We start from the raw sequence: 17,738 nt of genomic DNA, 5'->3' as shown, positions 1-17,738 counted from the left end.
AGGATGGAAGACGTACTGAAGTCTTTATATGCAACCATCGAGCGGCGTAAAGAAAGTCCAATTTCGGAATCATATACAAATTATTTATTTACAAAAGGTGAAGATAAGATTTTAAAAAAAATAGGGGAAGAGTGTACAGAAGTGGTAATCGCTGCAAAAAATGATGATAAAGAAGAACTTATAAAAGAAATGGTCGATGTGATTTATCACTGCTTTGTTTTACTAGCCGCAAAAAATATTCCATTAGAAGATGTGTTGGAAGAAGTGAAAGAGAGACAAGGAAAGCTCTCAAAAACAGGAGAGCGTAAAGAAATTGATACGTTATAAGGGGGAGAAACTATGAAAGTGGATTATCACCTTCATTTAGAAGAGGGGCCGTATTCGCTAGGGTGGTTGGCGAGAATAAATGAATCAATAGAATATTATCAACCGTTAGAAGAAGAGCGGCATTCGATTGAATGGCTTATGAAAACACAAGAACGCTTGCAAAAAAGAGTACAAGAGGGTCCATTTACAATAGATTGGATTGATTTCTATTTAGAAGAAGCACTGCGAAAAGGAATAAAAGAAGTTGGTATTGTTGATCACTTATATCGTTTTTATGAGGCGAAGGAATATTATGAGAAATATGTAGACATTAGTGAGTCAAAGCTCGGTCGTCTGCAGAAAGAATGGCTAGATCAAGTGCGAGTAGCATCGATTTCTGATTTTACAAAAGCAATCCAAGAGGCAAAGGAGCACTGGAGAAAAAGAGGGGTAGTACTGCGTCTAGGGATTGAAGCTGATTATTTTATGGGTGGGGAAGATGAATTACAAAAATTATTGGCATTAGGAGATTGGGATTACGTAATTGGTTCTGTGCATTTTATTGATGGATGGGGATTTGATAACCCAGATACGAAAGAATATTTCGAAAACCATCAGCTAAATACATTGTATGATGTATTTTTCACAACAGTTGAAAAGGCCGTTCGTTCGAGAATGTTTGATATTGTAGCGCATCTTGATAATATAAAAGTATTTAATTATCGATTAGATGAAAATGTACAGATTCCATATTACGAAAGAATTGCTAAGGCATTAATAGAAACAAATACAGCAACGGAAGTAAATGCCGGATTATATTATCGTTATCCTGTTCGAGAGATGTGTCCAAGTCCACTGTATTTACAAGTGTTGGCAAAATATAAAGTACCAATTACTCTTTCATCAGATGCTCATTACCCAAATGATTTAGGAAATTATGTCCAAGAAAACGTGAAAACATTACGTAATCATGGTATTTCTCATGTTGCTACATTTGAAGAACGGGTGAGGAAGATGCAACTGCTTGAAGAAGAATCGGTAATTGTTTCAAAGTAAAACATGATTTCGTGATGAAAACCTTTCTTTTTGCTCAAAATAAGAAAGAATGATAAAGGAGGGTTTTAAATGGTAAAACAAAATAATAAACAGAGTATGAAAGTGACGAATCAAAGTTATACTTCCCAAACGAACGAAGAAGTTGATTCTGTAGTACAAGAACAAATTAGTGATACGGTAGCAGAGGGAACGATTGATGCAAAGCTGGGAAAACAATCTAGTGAAGAACAATGAGTAAAAGGGGAGATATCCATCTCCCCTTTTCTTATGAGAAAAAGTGTCAATTTTCAAAACTGTAATCAAATTTCTTGGCTTTTTTGACATAGATTTCTTACAATAAAATGTAAGGAAGTTCTCATTTTTAAATAGAAGAGGTGCTTAGTAATGGCGAAAATATTAGTAGCAGGAAATATTCCAGAAATCGGATTACAGTTATTACAAAATCATGAAATAGAAATGTATGACAAAGAAGAGTTAATCAGTACCGAAGAATTAGCAAAGCGAGTTAAGGATAAAGATGCACTGTTAAGTTTACTTTCTACAAAGGTAACAAAAGAAGTGATTGATGCAGCACCTGATTTGAAAATTATTGCCAACTATGGTGCAGGTTACGATAATATTGCTTACAAGTATGCAGCAGAAAAAGGAGTTGTAGTTACAAATACACCGAAAGTTTCAACAGAAGCAACAGCAGAGTTAACATTTGCTATTCTTTTAGCGGCTGCAAGACGAATTCCAGAAGGAGATACACTATGTCGTACAGTGGGATTTAATGGCTGGGCACCACTCTTTTTCCTCGGTCGAGAAGTATATGGGAAAACAATTGGAATCATCGGTCTTGGTGAAATTGGAAAAGCAGTTGCGAAACGTGCAAAAGCATTTGGAATGAATGTGATTTATACAGGTCCAAACCGTAAGTATGAGACAGAAAGTGAATTAGAAGCAACATATGTAACATTAGAAGAACTATTACAAACAGCAGACTTTATTACGATTAATTGTGCGTATAATCCAAGTCTTCATCATATGATTAATGAAGAACAATTTAAAATGATGAAGAAAACAGCATATATTATAAATGCAGCACGTGGTCCAATCATGAATGAACTAGCGCTTGCTCATGCGTTAGAGACAAATGAAATTGAAGGGGCAGCTCTTGATGTATTTGAGTTTGAACCGAAAATTACAGAGAGATTAAAGGGACTGAAAAATGTTGTCCTTACTCCGCATGTTGGAAACGCAACATTTGAAACTCGTGATGCTATGGCTGAAATGGCAGTGCGTAACATTTTAGCTGTATTAGAAGGAGAAGAACCATTAACACCTGTAAACCAAAAGGAATTTGTTACAAAATAGAAAGAACCCTTCCAACTGGAAGGGTTCTTTCTACTTTTCTTTATTTGCTCGTTTTTTATGAGAAGGTCTTTGTCTAATAAATTGAGATAACATAAACAAAATATAAAGTGGAATAGCAATGAATAGAAATACTGAAATGTTGCCAAAACTTGTTTTATACATTGTATAAATACTGCCGATTAAAAATAGTGTAACAATGATACTGTATCGTGGAATTGGCACATCTTTTAAACTTGGGATGCGAATACGGCTTACCATTAAAAATGCAAACGTTACAAATACTGTAATGAGGACAATTTTTGGAATGGTATGCGAAAACAATGTTAAGAAGGCAACAAGTCCTCCTGCTGCAGTAATAGGAACGCCAGTGAAATATTTCATAGAAGTAGAGGAAGGCGTTACATTGAATCTTGCTAAGCGATATGCTCCGAACAGAGGGAATAGGCCTGCTATGTATAGTCCGATAATTCCGTAATTGGAAAAGGAAGTGTAGTACATTAAAACCGCAGGTGCAGCACCGAATGTTACAACATCTGCTAGTGAATCAAGTTCTTTTCCCATTTGTGAATCAACACGCAATAAACGAGCAACCCGACCATCAAGACTATCTAACATCATCCCGATTAGTACTAAAATAGCAGCTGGTTTATAATACCCTAAAGATGCATAGCCGATTGATAAAAATCCACTGTATAAATTTCCGAGCGTAAATAAGTTTGGAATTGCTGCTCTATACAAAATCTGATCCCTTGCTTTCTGTAATAAATTCTTAATTAGTGTATGAAAGTTTACTTGTTTTATCATAACATAAATTTCTTTCCACGTACGAAAAAATTCCCATTTTGTGAAAGATTTCGTTAAGTGAAATCGTATTCAGCGATGTGGTTCATTAAGGCAGGCTTTCATGAGTAGTTTATCCCTTGTCTAACTTTTTTATTTCTACTGAGCTTTGAGTTGGGGGAGAGATTTTGTTAGATAAGATCATCATGTTTAAGAAAGGGTAAAAATTTAATTAAGAAATAAGCAACCTCAAATTGTTATCATTTAAGGTTGCTTTTAGGGTCATTCAAATTTAGTTATCATTGTTCCCGTTTTGTATTTATTGTTAGGATCAAATCGTAATAAATCTCCATAGATAAGTTTATCAGAATAACTTAATTCTGTTTTTGCTTTTTCAATATATGGCTGGCAAATTGCTGAATCAATAGATTCACCTGTGCTTTTTTTATAGCACATATTTTTTGTATAAACATAATCGTTTGTTACGAAACTACCATCACGCATAATCATAAGTGGATGCTCATTTTTTGCAAATAAATCGGTACCAAACTCAATGGATTGGTTTGTTTTGACACCAAGTAAATGGAGCAATGTTGGTTTTATATCGATTTGTCCAGATACTTTAGAAATAACTTTTCCTTCTTGACCAGGTACATGAATAATAAGTGGTACACGTTGCAATTGCATCGAATCAAATGGAGTTATGGATTCTTTACCGAGAAATTGTGCCATAGCAGCATTATGATTTTCAGAAATACCGTAATGATCCCCGTAAATAATAATAACTGAATTATCGTATAACCCTTCTTCTTTTAATCGATTGATAAATAGTTTCAGAGATTCATCTGTATAGCGAACGGTTGGGAAATAACGATTTAGTACACCACTCTCAGAATTATACTCATTAATATATTGATCTTCTGGATTTAAAAGAAATGGGAAATGATTTGTTAATGTAATAAATTTTGTATAAAACGGTTGTGGTAAAGATTTAAGCTTGGAGATCGATTGTTCAAAGAACTCTTTATCTTTTAGTCCCCACCCAACAGACATTTGTTCTGTTCCTGTATAATCATTTAGGTTAAAATAACGATCGTATCCGAGTGCTGGATACATTACATCACGATTCCAGAAAGTTTTATCATTCGAATGGAAGACTGCGGAATAATATCCATATTTTTTTAACTGCTCAGGAGTTGCTGTGTACTCATTGTTTGCATGTGTAAAGAATACAGAGCCACGGTCTAATGGATATAATGAATTTTCTACAATAAATTCGGCATCGGATGTTTTTCCTTGTCCAGTTTGATGATAAAAGTTATCGAAATAATAACTATCTTTTATAAATTGATTTAAAAATGGAGTAATTTCTTTTCCATTTATTTTTTTGTTGATAACAAAATTTTGTGTGGATTCCATTGAAATTAAAATGACATTTTTTCCTTTTGCAACTCCAAATAAACTTTTATCAACTTGTTTATCTTTTGAATTCACGTAGTTTTTAATCTCAGAAAAACCGTCTCCACTTGCAAATACACGCTCTGCAGAAGATTTAGACTGAAGTGTAATGTCAAATAGATGATATGTGTATAAACCTAGATTTTTTACAACGGTTTGACGATCAAAAGAGTGTGAAAATAACTGCGGTTTATGAACGACAGAAACAATAACTTGCAATGCTAATAGAGCTGTTATACCACTAAAAAAGCTTTGTTTTTCAGAGCGAGATAGTGGCGTATTATTGCAAAATTCCGGGAACTTACGTGAAATAAACATTAGAATAATTGCATCCGCAAATAGAAGTAATGTCTTGTACGTAAATAGTTCTTTAATACTTGTTCCTAAATCAGCCATGTTATTTGTTTGGAATAAAACAGGGAATGTGACAAAGTCATTATAAAAACCGTAAAACATCGCGTTTCCAAATAAAATAAATGACAGCAAAAAGCTGATTCCAATAATAATTCGATTTCGATACTTTGATGCTAATAAAGCTAGACCAAAAAATAAAAGCAATGAAGCAATTGGATTAAACAAAAGCATCATTTCTTCAAAGAAGCTATCAATTTTAATATCGAAGGCTAGCTTGTACACTATATATGTTTTTATCCATAATAAAACGACTGCAACAAGTGCAAATCGTAATTTTGGAAACAAATGTTGTAGCATAACATACTCCTCTCCTACTGTAAGTGACGGTTCTAGTGATTGTAGTTCTAATGATAGAAGTTTCACTTTATATATACGAACAGTCGTATATCTTTATGTACTATTATACGAAAACAAAGCAGAATTGTGGATAATTTTTATAAGAATTGGTTAGAAAAAGAGAAAACGGAGACAATAACCATATCGCATTTTGATACGGAGGTTATGATGAAAAAGTTATTTTGTTTCATATGTAGTGGTTTTTTATTCTTTTCTACCCCTACAGTTTTTGCTGCACAATATGATGCGCCATTATTAGAAGATGCTCTTTATTCCGTTTTGTTTCCGCAAATAAATGTAGCGATTGAGAAGCATTATGGGAAACAAAAACCGTATGAATGCCCGAAGATTGTTAGTTTGAAAAAAATGTATAGTGGTACATATTTATTTCAAGCTGTAATTGAAGTGACGAAATATGAAGCCATAGGTGGGAAAGTACTTCCGCCATTTGAAAAAATAAGAATTACGTTTAATAATGATGAGGGAGAATGGACCGTGAAAAAAATAGATATAAAGCGCTTACCAGATAATACGAAATTAAATTGTAAAAAAACAATGTGAAAAATTGTTTGACAAATAATTTATTCGTTTGGTATTGTTAATACCAACATTAGATGTTTGAAAATTAAATAGATTTACCTCATCTACTCTCAAAGGTAGAGGCCGCGATAGGAAAGAGTAAGCTATGGGAGATTTAGTGGAATCTGTGATCATAGATTGAAAGGGACTATTGCCGAAATGTAAGAGTGACCACGTCATTCATATATTGGGACTACATTGAATAAATGTAGTACTGTCATAAGATTTTATTTTATGGAGAGCTATTTGGAGATGTTGATGCGGTTTCTTATTTGAGAAGATAACAACTCGTTTATTTTTTCATGATACATTATTCCTAATAAGAAACGCGTGTGAACATTGTTCCGCGCGTTTTTTGTTTACCCTGCTTTAACGGGCAGTAGGATCTCATATCTTAAAATTCTGAGAAAACAAAGAAGTTAGGTGGAGGATCAACTACCCGTAAAAGCCCGATTGGTGAAGGCTCATAATCAGTGGGGATGAAACTCCCACTGATTAAAGTTTCACTTTATCTAAAAACGCGCTGCAATGAATAGAAGAAGATTGGGGTTATGAGTTTTAGAGGAAATAAGGGAGGAATTCAAATGTATTTACACGGCACAAGCCGAATCAATGAGCAAGGACACTTAGAAATTGGAGGATGCGATACAACGCAGCTAGCCAAACAGTATGGGACACCACTTTATGTATACGATGAGGCTTCTATTCGGGAAAAATGCCGCGCGTTTCATCGTGCTTTCCAGGAAAGTGGATTCTCTTACCAAGTAGCGTATGCAAGTAAAGCGTTCTTGTGCATGGAGATGTGCCGAGTAGCTCGTGAAGAAAATATGTCTTTAGATGTTGTTTCTGGGGGCGAATTGTATACTGCTTTGCAAGTTGGTTTTCCTGCATCACGCATTCATTTTCATGGTAATAATAAGACCGAAGAAGAGATTGTCATGGCGCTGCAAGCAGATGTTGGCTGCTTTGTGGTAGATAATTTCTTTGAAATGGAAATATTACATGACTTAGCACAGCAGTATGGAAAAATTGTAAATATATTAATTCGAGTTACACCTGGAGTAGAGGCGCATACACATGAATATATTACAACAGGGCAAGATGATTCGAAATTTGGTTTTGGAGTTTCGACTGGTCAGGCAATGCAGGCGACTCAAATAGCACTAGAGAAATCAAATTATAATGTGTTAGGTATTCATTCACATATTGGATCACAAATTTTTGAAACAGCAGGATTTGTTCGAGCGATTGAAGTATTGCATAACTTTTTAGAAGAGATAAGAGAACAGACTGGTTATGTTGTAACAGTGTTAAATGTTGGTGGAGGTTTTGGTATTCGTTATACAGAAGCTGATACACCACTTACCCTTGAAACATATGTGCATGCTGTAACAGATGCAGTGAGAGAACAATTTACAAGAAATAATTATCCACTTCCTGAAATATGGATTGAACCAGGTCGTAGTATTGTTGGGGATGCAGGAACAACAATTTATACAGTAGGAGCTGTAAAAGATATCCCTGGCATTCGTAAATATGTGTCAGTCGATGGGGGAATGACAGATAATTTAAGACCAGCTTTATATGGAGCTCGTTATGAGGCGATGCTAGCAAATCGAGGGAAAGAAGAGGCTGAAGAAGTTGTTTCAATTGCTGGAAAGTGTTGTGAGAGTGGAGATATGCTTATTTGGGATATAGAACTGCCGCAAGTTGCTACAGCAGATTTGTTAGCGATCTCTTGTACAGGAGCATATGGATATTCTATGGCTAATAATTATAATCGGATTCGCAGACCGGCTGTAGTATTTGCAAAAGGCGGGGCATCACAAGTTGTTGTTGAACGTGAAACATATGAAAATATAATTGGGAACGATCGCATACGTATAAAAGAGCTTGTGTAGTGATAAAAGGAGTTGTTCAAATAGAGCAACCCCTTTTAAAAAATATAAAATATATCGGAAAACTAGGATTGAAAAAATCAGAATTATGATAAAATACAAATACAAAGCTTATCAAGAGAAGCGGAGGGAACTGGCCCTACGAAGCTCAGCAACCTGCTTATAAGAAGCAAGGTGCTAAGTCCAGCAAAATGGCATCCATTTTGAAAGATAAGGTAAATATATTACCGAACAGTCTTTTCGAAATGGAAAAGATTTTTTTTATGAATAAAAAGGGGGGCTGTTCGTGGGAGTGCGTGGACATTTTGACGAAGTAGCTGAGAAAATTCAAACGATGCTTGCGGATATGAAATATGGTTCTATTACAATTGTTGTGCAAGATGGAAAAGTGATTCAGCTTGAAAAAAGTGAAAAGGTACGCTTAAAGTAAAAAGCGCTGACTAGAAAAACTAGAGGCGGTTTTAATCTATTTTATTAGGTTAAAACCGTCTTTTTGCGTTACAGGGGGGAAAGAACATGCTGACGTATGAAACGTGGAAAGAGGATTTCGTTTCTTTTTTTGAGAAAGATGAAACAAAAGGAGCGTTACAAGTATTAGAGTGGGCCTATAAACATTATGAAAATGAAATTGTATACGCATGTAGCTTTGGTGTAGAGGGGATGGTGTTGTTACATCTTATAAACCAAGTAAATCCATCTGCAAAAGTTGTATTTTTAGATACAAACGTTCATTTTCAAGAAACATACGATTTAATTAAGCGGGTGCGCGAAAGGTTTCCGGATCTTGAAATTATTGAAAAGCAACCCTCGCTAACGCTTGAGGAGCAAGCGAAAAAGCATGGGGATCGTTTGTGGGAACATAATCCGAATCTTTGTTGTAAATTAAGGAAAATTTTATCACTTGAGGAATCCTTATCGAATGGAAAAGCGTGGATATCAGGGCTAAGAAGGGAACAATCTGAAACGCGTAAACATACAAGGTTTATAAATCAGGATCATCGCTTCCAATCTATTAAAATTTGTCCGCTTATTCATTGGACGTGGAAGGAAGTGTGGCGTTACGTATATAAGCATGATTTGCCTTATAATCCATTGCACGACATGGGTTACCCAAGTATAGGGTGTGAAAAATGTACGTTGCCTGTGGGAGAGAGGGGAGATTCAAGGGATGGACGATGGGCTGGAAAGATGAAAACGGAATGTGGCCTTCATGATCAATAAGGTCATGGTTGATTTTAAATATATGTGAAAGAGGCGGACAGGGGAATGAGTAAAACCAAAATATTAGTAAATCGTATTGATGAAACATATGAAATAAAGGGGATTACAAAAGAAATTGAATTGGACAAAATTGCTTTAAGTGATTTAGAGCTTGTTGCAATAGGTGGTTATAGCCCGCTTACTGGATTTTTAGGAAAGAAAGATTATCAATCTGTTATAGAAAACATGCGTTTAGTAAGTGGTGATGTATGGAGTATACCTATTACACTACCAATAACAGAAGAGAAGGCGAAGCAATTAAAAATTGGTGAAGAGGTTCGTCTTGTCAAAGAAAGGACCACATATGGTGTGATTCAAATAGAAGATATTTTTACACCGGATAAAGACAAGGAAGCATTGCTTGTTTATAAAACGACTGATACTGCCCATCCAGGTGTGAAAAAGTTATATGACAGGCCAAATGTTTATGTTGGAGGAACAATTACGCTTGTGAAGCGTTTTGAAAATGATAAGTTTGCTTCTTATCATTTAGATCCAAGTGAAACACGTGCAGAGTTTGCAAAACGTGGCTGGAAAACAGTGGTAGGTTTTCAAACGAGAAATCCTGTTCATCGTGCACATGAATATATTCAAAAGTCTGCACTGGAAATTGTAGATGGCTTATTTTTAAATCCGCTCGTTGGTGAAACGAAATCAGATGATATTCCAGCTGATGTACGTATGGAAAGTTATGAAGTGCTTTTGAAAAATTATTATCCGAGTGACCGTGTCTTTTTAAGTGTTTTTCCAGCAGCAATGCGCTATGCAGGACCACGTGAAGCGATATTTCACGCACTGGTTAGAAAAAACTTTGGTTGTACGCACTTCATTGTGGGGCGTGATCATGCTGGGGTAGGGAATTATTACGGTACGTACGAAGCGCAAGAGATTTTTACGAATTTTACAGTAGAAGAGTTAGGGATTGCACCACTCTTCTTTGAACATAGTTTTTACTGTGCAAAATGTGAGGCGATGGCCTCTACGAAAACATGTCCGCACAGTAAAGAAGAACATGTTATTTTATCAGGGACGAAAGTAAGAGAAATGTTGCGAAATGGAGAAATTCCACCAAGTGAATTTAGCCGTAAAGAAGTTATAGAAATATTAATTCGTGGTTTACAAAAAGAAGTCGTTACAAAATAAGGAGAGAGTAGGATGGAAACAAATATCACTTGGCATACAGCATCTGTTTTAAAAGAGGAAAGACGAAAGAAAAGTGGTCACCACAGTTTTGTCCTTTGGTTCACAGGCTTATCAGCTTCTGGAAAATCAACAGTAGCAAATGCGGTTGCCCGAAAATTATTTGAAAAAAATATTGGTAATTATGTACTCGATGGCGATAATATTCGTCATGGTTTAAATAAAGATTTAGAATTTTCCGAAAGTGATCGGACAGAAAATATTCGTCGTATTGGTGAAGTGGCAAAGTTATTTGTAGATCAAGGGACAATTGTATTAACAGCATTTATTTCTCCATTTCGAGTGGATCGCCAGCAAGTAAGGGATATTCTTGAAAAGGACGAATTTCTCGAAGTGTTTGTAAAGTGTCCAATAGAAGAATGTGAGAAACGTGATCCGAAAGGGTTCTATAAAAAAGCGAGACAAGGCGATATTAAGCAATTTACCGGCATTAATTCGCCGTATGAAGAGCCGTTTGGAGCAGAAGTGGTTGTAGAAACGTATCTTTATTCGATTGAACAATGTGCAGAACAAATTATCGGTTACTTACAAGAGCGTAGCTTTATATAGGGGGAATAAAAATGAGTTATGAAAAAGTGTGGGCAAACAATGAAAAGTTAAATGCTACAGAGAAAAAGAAATTAGAAAAAGATGGCTTAGAAATCTTTAAAGCTATTCCGTATTATGCTGAAAATGGATTTGATTCTATTCCGAAAGAAGAGTGGGATTCATTTAAGTGGGCGGGGTTATATTTACAACGTCCAAAAGAGGCAGGGTATTTTATGATGCGCGTTAATATTCCTTCTGGTATTTTAACGAATGAACAAGTGGAGGTATTGGCTTCAATTGCGGAAGATTATGGTCGTGATGTTCTTGATATTACTACAAGACAGGCGATTCAATTCCATTGGCTTGAAATTGGTCAAATACCAGATATTTTTAACCGCTTAGAAAAGGTAGGATTATCATCAGCGGGAGCTTGTGGTGATATTACAAGAAATATTATTGGGAACCCCCTTGCTGGTATTGATGGTGATGAACTATTTGATACAGCGCCAATTGTAAAAGAGGTATATGATTTCTTTCAACATAATGAAGAATTTTCAAATTTACCTCGAAAGTTTAAAATGTCGATCAGCACAAACGTATATAATGCAGCAAATGCTGAGATTAACTGTGCTGCCTTCATTCCGGCTACAAAAGAGATTGATGGAAAAACGGTGGAGGGATTTCATTTACGAGTAGGCGGGGGGTTATCTGCCCGTCCGTATTTAGCACAAGAACTAGATTTATTCATACTTCCTGGGCAAGTGAAATCGGTTGCGATTGCAATTGCTACCGTTTTCCGTGATTTTGGATATCGTGAAAAACGACATTTGGCACGTTTGAAATTCTTAGTTGCGGATTGGGGACCGGAAAAATTTAAAGAAAAATTATTAGAATATACAGGACATTTACATGATAAAGGGAAGGATGCTTTAAAAGGATGGAATGCTGGATATTTCTACGGTGTTCATAAGCAAAAACAAGGGAATTTATCATACGTTGGTTTTAACGTACCGGTTGGTCGCTTACACTCTGAGGAGTTCTTTGAAATTGCTAGAATTGCGAAACAGTACGGAAATGGTGAAATTCGTACATGCAACTCACAAAACCTCATTATTCCGAATGTTCCGAAAGGAAATATAGAAGGACTGTTAAAAGAACCTTTATTTGAATCTATTTCTGCAAGTCCAAAATCTTTCATCGGATATGCGGTATCATGCACAGGTATTGAGTATTGTAACCTTGCATTAGTAGAAACGAAAGAAAGACTACGTAATATTGCAGATTATTTAGATACACAGCTTGCTTTAGATGTTCCGGTTCGTATTCATATGGTAGGATGTCCAAATTCATGTGGACAAAGACAAATTGCGGACATTGGCTTGCAAGGGGTGAAATTGAAAACGAAAGAAAAAGGAATTGTTGAAGCATTTGAAATTTATGTAGGTGGTACGTTATTAGATGGTGGTGTCTATAACCAAAAATTAAAAGGAAAGATTGATGGAGAAGACCTTCCCAATGTTCTTGTATCGTTTTTAACATATTTTAAAGAACATAAACTGCCAGCTGAAACATTTTATGAGTTTGTAGGACGCGTTGGTATAGAAGATTTACAAGAGGCCTTAAATCATATTTTAGAAGAAGTGATTGCATCTTAGGAGGGAGCAATATGGATTTGTATCGTTTTGAAGCAGTATTGGCAAATGGTGTTGTTCCTGTAGTGGTTGTTGCGCAAAGTGAAGAACAGGCGTTTAAACTTGTGGAAGTAGAATTAGAGAAGTATTTTTTACCGCTTCCAGAAGTGAAAGAAATCTCTCTCTATGAAAAAAAGAAGATTCGAACAGGTGCAGCATTTGTCATTCATGAGCAGGAGACAGTGTAATACAAGTTGAAAAACCGATATCAAACCTTTCTTTTCAGGTGGGAGAGAGCATTCGGCCATGCATAGCAGCGGTCAGCTCCTCCTCTTGCCTCATGTCGAGTGAAAACAAAGAGAGAAAACGAGTGCAGGTCACCTTTTGTTCTTTATAGCAGTGACTTATATGTTGGAAAATCAAAATGGATTTATATAGTAACTTCTATTCGTAATAGGGATGGAAGTTTCACCTTATAGTAGAAATGAGGAGAGATGATGGGAAAAGTATATATCGTTGGTGCAGGGCCGGGAGATCCAGAGTTAATTTCTGTAAAAGGGGTAAAGTGTATCGAACGAGCGGATGTCATTTTATATGATCGTCTTGTAAATAAGGAATTACTTTCTTATGCAAAGCCAGATGCAGACTTAATATATTGTGGGAAGCTACCAAACTATCACACCATGAAACAAGAAACGATTCATGCTTTTCTTGTTAAATATGCGAAAAAAGGAAAAATTGTAACGCGTTTAAAAGGTGGAGATCCATTTGTATTCGGAAGAGGTGGTGAAGAAGCGGAAGCGTTAGTAAAGCATGGTATTCCGTTTGAAATTGTACCTGGTATTACAGCTGGGATTGCTGCTTCAGCATATGCTGGTATTCCTGTTACACATCGGGACGCGAGCGCAAGTTTCGCTGTTGTGACAGGGCATCGGAAAGAGGGTGCTGAAGAAGATGTGAAGTGGGAAAACTTAGCGAAAGGTGTTGATACGCTTGCTGTTTATATGGGAGTAAGCAACCTTCCTTATATATGTGAACAGCTTTTGAAACATGGAAAAGGAGAAGATACGCCAGTTGCTATTGTGGAGTGGGGAACTACATCATCTCAGCGAACCATTACAGGAACGTTAGGAACAATTGTAACGATTGCTGGAAAAGAGCGGATTCAAAATCCGAGTATGATTGTGATTGGAGAAGTTGTTCGTTTTCGTGAAAAAATTCATTGGTTTGAACGCCAGGCTGACATTACGTATCCAGTAAGCGAAGTGTTATAAAATGAAAGCTGTGTTATATATATGCCATGGAAGTAGGTTGAGAGAGGCGAAAGAGGAAGCGATAGACTTTGTTTCTTCTTGTATGAATCGTGTATCAGCTCCTATTCAAGAGCTGTGTTTTTTAGAGTTAGCAAAGCCTTTTATTTCAGAAGGCTTTGCTGCTTGCGTAAGAAGAGGCGCAACAGAAATTGTTGTTGTTCCGGTCTTTTTATTAGCAGCAGGGCATGTGAAAGAAGATATCCCAAATGAGTTGAAAAAAATGAAAAATAAATATCCTCACATTGTAATGACTTATGGGAATCCGTTTGGTGTTTCGGAATCACTCGTATCGGCTGCGTATAAGGGAAGTGGCATTAAAGAGTATGAAAATGAAGTGACCCTATTACTTGTTGCAAGGGGGAGTAGTGATCCTGAGACGTTACAAGATATTAAGCGTATTGCTTCTTTGTTTGAACAAGAAGAGAAAGTTGGAAAGGTAGAAGTATGTTATTTAGCTGCAGCGGAGCCGCGATTTGAGGAAAAGTTAAAAGTAGTTGTAAACCGAGCTAATGAGAACATCGTTGTTCTGCCTTATCTACTATTTACAGGATTGTTAATGAAACATATTGAACGAGAGGTTCGCAATTATAGTTATTCGAGTATACATGTATGTCCTTATTTGGGGGAAAATCATGTATTTCAAGAAATGCTGATTCAGAAAACGGAAGAAACTTTAAGGGGAGATGAGCGTGTACCCACTTACAGTTCGAATTAGAAATAAACGAGTTGTTGTCATTGGTGGTGGCCGAGTGGCATCATATAAAATCGCGCCTTTACTAAAAGAAGGAGCGAATATAGTAGTAGTGAGTCGTGATTTAGATAAGAGTTTAATGAAGCTTGTAGAATCAAAGAAAATTCGCTGGTTTCAAAAAGACTATGAAAAAAGTGATCTAGAAGATGCATTCTTAGTAGTAGCAGCTACAAGTGATGCAATATTAAATGAGCATATTGCACAAGATGCATCATTAAACCAGCTTGTGAATGTGATTACTAATCCTGAAAGTGGAAATGTTCATTTTCCAGCAACTATGCATAGAGGAAAGCTCAATGTTGCCGTTTCTACTGGAGGTGCAAGTCCAAAACTTGCGAAAAAAATTCGGGATGATATTGCGATGAAATATGATGAGACATATGAAGACTATCTTGATTTCTTATATGAAGTAAGAATGAAGGTGAAACAATTACGACTAGAAAAAAGACAACAGAATATTTTATTGCAAGAAGTGTTGAAGCTTGAGTATATTCAAAACCAGAAAAAAAGAGAAAGGTTTTTACAAGAGTTAGCTGAAAGAGTATGTGTAGAATAGAATACACGTATTGCTGAAAATATAAATTAAAAAACTGAGATAAACCTTTCTTTTTAGGTGGAAGAGAGCATCCGGCCATGCGTAGAAGCGGTCGGATCCTTTTATATAGCCGGATAAATTAAATTCCTCTTTACAAATATAGCAATCTACTCTATAATCACAAGTAACTTCAATAGATGAAATCGATGAGCAAGAAGAGTACGTATATTTGATGCGTTCAGAGAGCTGGGATAAGGTGTGAGCCCGGTACGATAAAATATACAGAATGGGTTTGCGAGAGGTATGCTGAACTATTTAGTAGGCAACCCGGGTTCCGCCGTTACAAGGATAGGGTATCGGAATTTTTCCTGTACCTGAACAAGTGGGATTATTTAATCCAATCGAGGTGGTACCACGGTATTCTATTACATATATCGTCCTCTACATGCATAGTAGCGTGTAGGGGGCTTTTTTATTTTCTAAAGGAGGTGTGCGAGTATGAAATGAAAGTGTATAATTAAGAAAAGCGTAAATATTCAGAAAAGGAGAATTTACAATGAAAGAAACACAGCAATGGACATCGAAAATAGGTTTTGTACTCGCAGCAGCCGGAGCCGCAGTAGGACTTGGAGCGATTTGGAAGTTTCCGTACGTTGCAGGTAATGGTGGAGGAGGAGCATTTTTCCTAGTCTTCTTATTATTAACTTTGTTTATTGGTATGCCTCTTCTTATAGCTGAGTTTGTTATAGGTCGTAGTACACAAAAAGAAGCGGTTACTGCATATAAATTGTTAGTACCAAATAGTAAATTATATCCATGGATTGGTCGTATGGGCGTTGTTACTTGCTTTAGTGTATTATCCTTTTATAGTGTCGTAGGTGGATGGATTTTATTATATCTATATTATAGTGTGACAGGGAATTTTTGGAGCGGGGCAGTTGAATATGGCAAATTGTTCGAACAAACAATTTCGAATCCTGCTAGTGCGGTAGGCGCTCAGCTGATCTTTATGCTTTGTACTATTTTTGTTGTAAGTAAAGGTGTAGAAAAAGGAATCGAAAAGGCAAGTAAGTATATGATGCCGCTATTATTTATTTTGTTTATTGCTATTATTATTCGTGCTCTTACACTTGATGGTGCATGGGCTGGTGTAGAGTTTTTCTTAAAACCGGATTTTTCAAAGTTAACAGCAGATACGATTTTGTATGCGATGGGACAATCTTTCTTTTCACTAACAGTAGGAGCTTCGGTAATGGTAACATACAGCTCATATTTAAAGAAAGAAGAGCATTTAGCGAAATCAGCAACATCAATTGTGAGCTTAACAGTTTTTATTACAGTGCTTGCCGGACTAGCGATTTTCCCGGCGATCTTCGCGTTAGGGGTTAAACCAACAGAAGGACCAGGTTTATTGTTCATTGTTCTCCCGGCAGTATTTGCAAAAATACCATTCGGACAATTTTTCTTTATTATGTTTTTAATTTTATTCTTCTTTGCAACCTTAACTTCTGCAATCTCGATGCTTGAAATTGTTGTTGCATCTGTAGCGAAAGATAATGAGAAGAAACGTCCTTCAGCATCATTTATTATTGGATTACTCATTTTTGCCGTTGGAATTCCATGCGCTCTATCATTTGGGGTTATGAGTGATGTAAAAGTCTTTGGAAAAACATTTTTTGACTTAGTGGATTTTGCGGTAAGCAATGTATTGCTGCCGTTAGGAGTACTAGCGATTTCATTGTTTGTACCGAATAAAATGAGTAAAGATTTACTAATGAAGGAATTAGAAGTTACAGAAACGAAAGGAAAAACATTATTTAACATTTGGCTTTTCTTACTACGTTATGTAATTCCAATTACAGTAGTAATCGTATTTTTAAATGCAATTGGTATATTTAAGATGTTTGCAAAATAAAAAGGCGAGGGGAAATTCCCTGCCTTTTTATTTTATCCCGCTATTCGCGGACAGTAATACTCTCGCTGGTTAAAGTTTCACTTTATTGTGATGTAGATGTTTTTAATAAACGAGTATATGTTTTATAAGCTGTAGCAATTGATATAACGGAACCAATTAAAAATAGGATCGAACTACCAAGCGTAAATAATCGGCCAACATATGTTTCTTTGGCTTCTTGTAGTTCTGCTTGTTGTTCTGTATTCATGTGTATCCCCCCTAGATGAATAGGCATTTTGTTTTAGTCTATGTAAAATGCCTACAAAGTGTTAAAAATAATGGAGGTGAATAAAAAAGAACCTGCTTTCGGGATAAATAAAGAAACTCGGTATGTACCGAGTTTCTTTATTTATCTGCTAGTAAAACTCCTGCCTCAAAATTCA

At 36.0% G+C, this 17,738-nt stretch carries 19 protein-coding genes, 2 riboswitches and 1 other annotated feature; of the genes, 16 read left to right on the top strand and 3 right to left on the bottom strand.

Features of this window, described 5'->3' with window-relative positions:
* Nucleotides 1–3 precede the first annotated feature (3 nt).
* From hisE to ACM6HU_RS24500, 4 genes are all read left to right on the top strand, one after another.
* A complete protein-coding gene (hisE, locus tag ACM6HU_RS24515) occupies nucleotides 4–327 on the top strand; it encodes a phosphoribosyl-ATP diphosphatase (RefSeq protein ID WP_016114007.1) in 324 nt (107 codons plus the stop codon).
* 12 nt (nucleotides 328–339) lie between these two features.
* Nucleotides 340–1,362, top strand: coding sequence for a histidinol phosphate phosphatase domain-containing protein (locus ACM6HU_RS24510; RefSeq protein WP_016114008.1), 1,023 nt, complete (start codon nucleotides 340–342; stop codon nucleotides 1,360–1,362).
* Between the two features lie 69 nt (nucleotides 1,363–1,431).
* Nucleotides 1,432–1,596, top strand: coding sequence for a DUF4025 domain-containing protein (locus tag ACM6HU_RS24505; protein WP_003196190.1), 165 nt, complete (start codon nucleotides 1,432–1,434; stop codon nucleotides 1,594–1,596).
* A 150-nt stretch (nucleotides 1,597–1,746) separates the two neighbouring features.
* On the top strand, nucleotides 1,747–2,718 hold the full coding sequence (locus tag ACM6HU_RS24500) for a 2-hydroxyacid dehydrogenase family protein (RefSeq protein ID WP_016114009.1): 972 nt from the start codon (nucleotides 1,747–1,749) through the stop codon (nucleotides 2,716–2,718).
* A gap of 30 nt (nucleotides 2,719–2,748) precedes the next feature.
* On the opposite strand, the gene pssA is transcribed toward ACM6HU_RS24500, so the two are convergent.
* Nucleotides 2,749–3,456: a CDP-diacylglycerol--serine O-phosphatidyltransferase gene (gene pssA, locus ACM6HU_RS24495; RefSeq protein WP_026008425.1), complete on the bottom strand. Its 708-nt coding sequence runs from the start codon at nucleotides 3,454–3,456 to the stop codon at nucleotides 2,749–2,751.
* 324 nt (nucleotides 3,457–3,780) lie between these two features.
* A complete protein-coding gene (locus tag ACM6HU_RS24490) occupies nucleotides 3,781–5,667 on the bottom strand; it encodes an LTA synthase family protein (protein ID WP_016114011.1) in 1,887 nt (628 codons plus the stop codon).
* A gap of 207 nt (nucleotides 5,668–5,874) precedes the next feature.
* Between ACM6HU_RS24490 and ACM6HU_RS24485 the strand changes: the two genes are divergently transcribed.
* The 12 genes from ACM6HU_RS24485 to ACM6HU_RS24430 all read left to right on the top strand — a co-directional run bounded on the left by ACM6HU_RS24485 (nucleotide 5,875) and on the right by ACM6HU_RS24430 (nucleotide 17,316).
* Complete coding sequence (locus tag ACM6HU_RS24485; protein ID WP_016114012.1) at nucleotides 5,875–6,267, top strand: DUF3888 domain-containing protein; 393 nt, start codon at nucleotides 5,875–5,877, stop codon at nucleotides 6,265–6,267.
* A gap of 88 nt (nucleotides 6,268–6,355) precedes the next feature.
* Nucleotides 6,356–6,538: riboswitch (Lysine riboswitch) on the top strand.
* A gap of 331 nt (nucleotides 6,539–6,869) precedes the next feature.
* Entirely contained in the window at nucleotides 6,870–8,186 is a 1,317-nt protein-coding gene (gene lysA, locus ACM6HU_RS24480) for a diaminopimelate decarboxylase (RefSeq protein WP_016114013.1), read from the top strand.
* Between the two features lie 105 nt (nucleotides 8,187–8,291).
* A riboswitch (SAM riboswitch) is annotated at nucleotides 8,292–8,400 on the top strand.
* Nucleotides 8,401–8,469: 69 nt separating this feature from the next.
* Complete coding sequence (locus ACM6HU_RS24475; protein WP_003196202.1) at nucleotides 8,470–8,613, top strand: YezD family protein; 144 nt, start codon at nucleotides 8,470–8,472, stop codon at nucleotides 8,611–8,613.
* Between the two features lie 86 nt (nucleotides 8,614–8,699).
* The gene (locus ACM6HU_RS24470; protein ID WP_016114014.1) at nucleotides 8,700–9,404 is read left to right on the top strand and encodes a phosphoadenylyl-sulfate reductase; all 705 of its coding nucleotides are present in this window, start codon (nucleotides 8,700–8,702) and stop codon (nucleotides 9,402–9,404) included.
* 45 nt (nucleotides 9,405–9,449) lie between these two features.
* Nucleotides 9,450–10,586 (top strand): sulfate adenylyltransferase, encoded by a 1,137-nt coding sequence (gene sat, locus ACM6HU_RS24465; RefSeq protein ID WP_016114015.1) that lies wholly within the window; start codon nucleotides 9,450–9,452, stop codon nucleotides 10,584–10,586.
* Between the two features lie 12 nt (nucleotides 10,587–10,598).
* Nucleotides 10,599–11,192, top strand: coding sequence for an adenylyl-sulfate kinase (gene cysC / locus ACM6HU_RS24460; protein WP_414848494.1), 594 nt, complete (start codon nucleotides 10,599–10,601; stop codon nucleotides 11,190–11,192).
* An 11-nt stretch (nucleotides 11,193–11,203) separates the two neighbouring features.
* A complete protein-coding gene (locus ACM6HU_RS24455) occupies nucleotides 11,204–12,826 on the top strand; it encodes a nitrite/sulfite reductase (RefSeq protein WP_016114017.1) in 1,623 nt (540 codons plus the stop codon).
* A gap of 11 nt (nucleotides 12,827–12,837) precedes the next feature.
* The gene (locus ACM6HU_RS24450) at nucleotides 12,838–13,050 is read left to right on the top strand and encodes a DUF3906 family protein (RefSeq protein ID WP_016114018.1); all 213 of its coding nucleotides are present in this window, start codon (nucleotides 12,838–12,840) and stop codon (nucleotides 13,048–13,050) included.
* A 249-nt stretch (nucleotides 13,051–13,299) separates the two neighbouring features.
* Nucleotides 13,300–14,076 carry a uroporphyrinogen-III C-methyltransferase gene (cobA, locus tag ACM6HU_RS24445; protein WP_016114019.1) on the top strand — a complete coding sequence of 259 codons (777 nt, stop codon included), beginning with the start codon at nucleotides 13,300–13,302 and terminating at the stop codon, nucleotides 14,074–14,076.
* 1 nt (nucleotide 14,077) lies between these two features.
* On the top strand, nucleotides 14,078–14,830 hold the full coding sequence (locus tag ACM6HU_RS24440) for a sirohydrochlorin chelatase (RefSeq protein WP_033671030.1): 753 nt from the start codon (nucleotides 14,078–14,080) through the stop codon (nucleotides 14,828–14,830).
* Nucleotides 14,805–15,422, top strand: a complete 618-nt coding sequence (locus ACM6HU_RS24435; protein WP_016114021.1) for an NAD(P)-binding protein — start codon at nucleotides 14,805–14,807, stop codon at nucleotides 15,420–15,422. The genes ACM6HU_RS24440 and ACM6HU_RS24435 overlap by 26 nt, the downstream gene beginning before the upstream one ends.
* A 176-nt stretch (nucleotides 15,423–15,598) precedes the next feature.
* Nucleotides 15,599–15,846 (top strand) — a binding site (T-box leader).
* A gap of 111 nt (nucleotides 15,847–15,957) precedes the next feature.
* On the top strand, nucleotides 15,958–17,316 hold the full coding sequence (locus ACM6HU_RS24430; protein ID WP_016114022.1) for a sodium-dependent transporter: 1,359 nt from the start codon (nucleotides 15,958–15,960) through the stop codon (nucleotides 17,314–17,316).
* Nucleotides 17,317–17,398: 82 nt separating this feature from the next.
* On the opposite strand, the gene ACM6HU_RS24425 is transcribed toward ACM6HU_RS24430, so the two are convergent.
* Nucleotides 17,399–17,563 (bottom strand): hypothetical protein, encoded by a 165-nt coding sequence (locus ACM6HU_RS24425; RefSeq protein ID WP_016114023.1) that lies wholly within the window; start codon nucleotides 17,561–17,563, stop codon nucleotides 17,399–17,401.
* Between the last annotated feature and the right edge of the window lie 175 nt (nucleotides 17,564–17,738).

This window comes from Bacillus sp. IT-79MI2, assembly GCF_949768135.1.
GTDB lineage: Bacteria > Bacillota > Bacilli > Bacillales > Bacillaceae_G > Bacillus_A > Bacillus_A pseudomycoides.
This window is presented reverse-complemented; position numbering and strand designations above follow the sequence as displayed.

Bases quoted from the DNA above. Each gene is read 5' to 3' on its own strand.
- ACM6HU_RS24450 (WP_016114018.1), top strand. From the start codon at position 12,838: ATGGATTTGTATCGTTTTGAAGCAGTATTGGCAAATGGTGTTGTTCCT.
- ACM6HU_RS24500 (WP_016114009.1), top strand. From the start codon at position 1,747: ATGGCGAAAATATTAGTAGCAGGAAATATTCCAGAAATCGGATTACAG.
- ACM6HU_RS24485 (WP_016114012.1), top strand. From the start codon at position 5,875: ATGAAAAAGTTATTTTGTTTCATATGTAGTGGTTTTTTATTCTTTTCT.
- ACM6HU_RS24490 (WP_016114011.1), bottom strand. From the start codon at position 5,667: ATGCTACAACATTTGTTTCCAAAATTACGATTTGCACTTGTTGCAGTC.
- cysC (WP_414848494.1), top strand. From the start codon at position 10,599: ATGGAAACAAATATCACTTGGCATACAGCATCTGTTTTAAAAGAGGAA.
- ACM6HU_RS24425 (WP_016114023.1), bottom strand. From the start codon at position 17,563: ATGAATACAGAACAACAAGCAGAACTACAAGAAGCCAAAGAAACATAT.
- ACM6HU_RS24505 (WP_003196190.1), top strand. From the start codon at position 1,432: ATGGTAAAACAAAATAATAAACAGAGTATGAAAGTGACGAATCAAAGT.
- ACM6HU_RS24510 (WP_016114008.1), top strand. From the start codon at position 340: ATGAAAGTGGATTATCACCTTCATTTAGAAGAGGGGCCGTATTCGCTA.
- cobA (WP_016114019.1), top strand. From the start codon at position 13,300: ATGGGAAAAGTATATATCGTTGGTGCAGGGCCGGGAGATCCAGAGTTA.
- ACM6HU_RS24440 (WP_033671030.1), top strand. From the start codon at position 14,078: ATGAAAGCTGTGTTATATATATGCCATGGAAGTAGGTTGAGAGAGGCG.
- hisE (WP_016114007.1), top strand. From the start codon at position 4: ATGGAAGACGTACTGAAGTCTTTATATGCAACCATCGAGCGGCGTAAA.
- ACM6HU_RS24455 (WP_016114017.1), top strand. From the start codon at position 11,204: ATGAGTTATGAAAAAGTGTGGGCAAACAATGAAAAGTTAAATGCTACA.
- lysA (WP_016114013.1), top strand. From the start codon at position 6,870: ATGTATTTACACGGCACAAGCCGAATCAATGAGCAAGGACACTTAGAA.
- ACM6HU_RS24470 (WP_016114014.1), top strand. From the start codon at position 8,700: ATGCTGACGTATGAAACGTGGAAAGAGGATTTCGTTTCTTTTTTTGAG.
- ACM6HU_RS24430 (WP_016114022.1), top strand. From the start codon at position 15,958: ATGAAAGAAACACAGCAATGGACATCGAAAATAGGTTTTGTACTCGCA.
- sat (WP_016114015.1), top strand. From the start codon at position 9,450: ATGAGTAAAACCAAAATATTAGTAAATCGTATTGATGAAACATATGAA.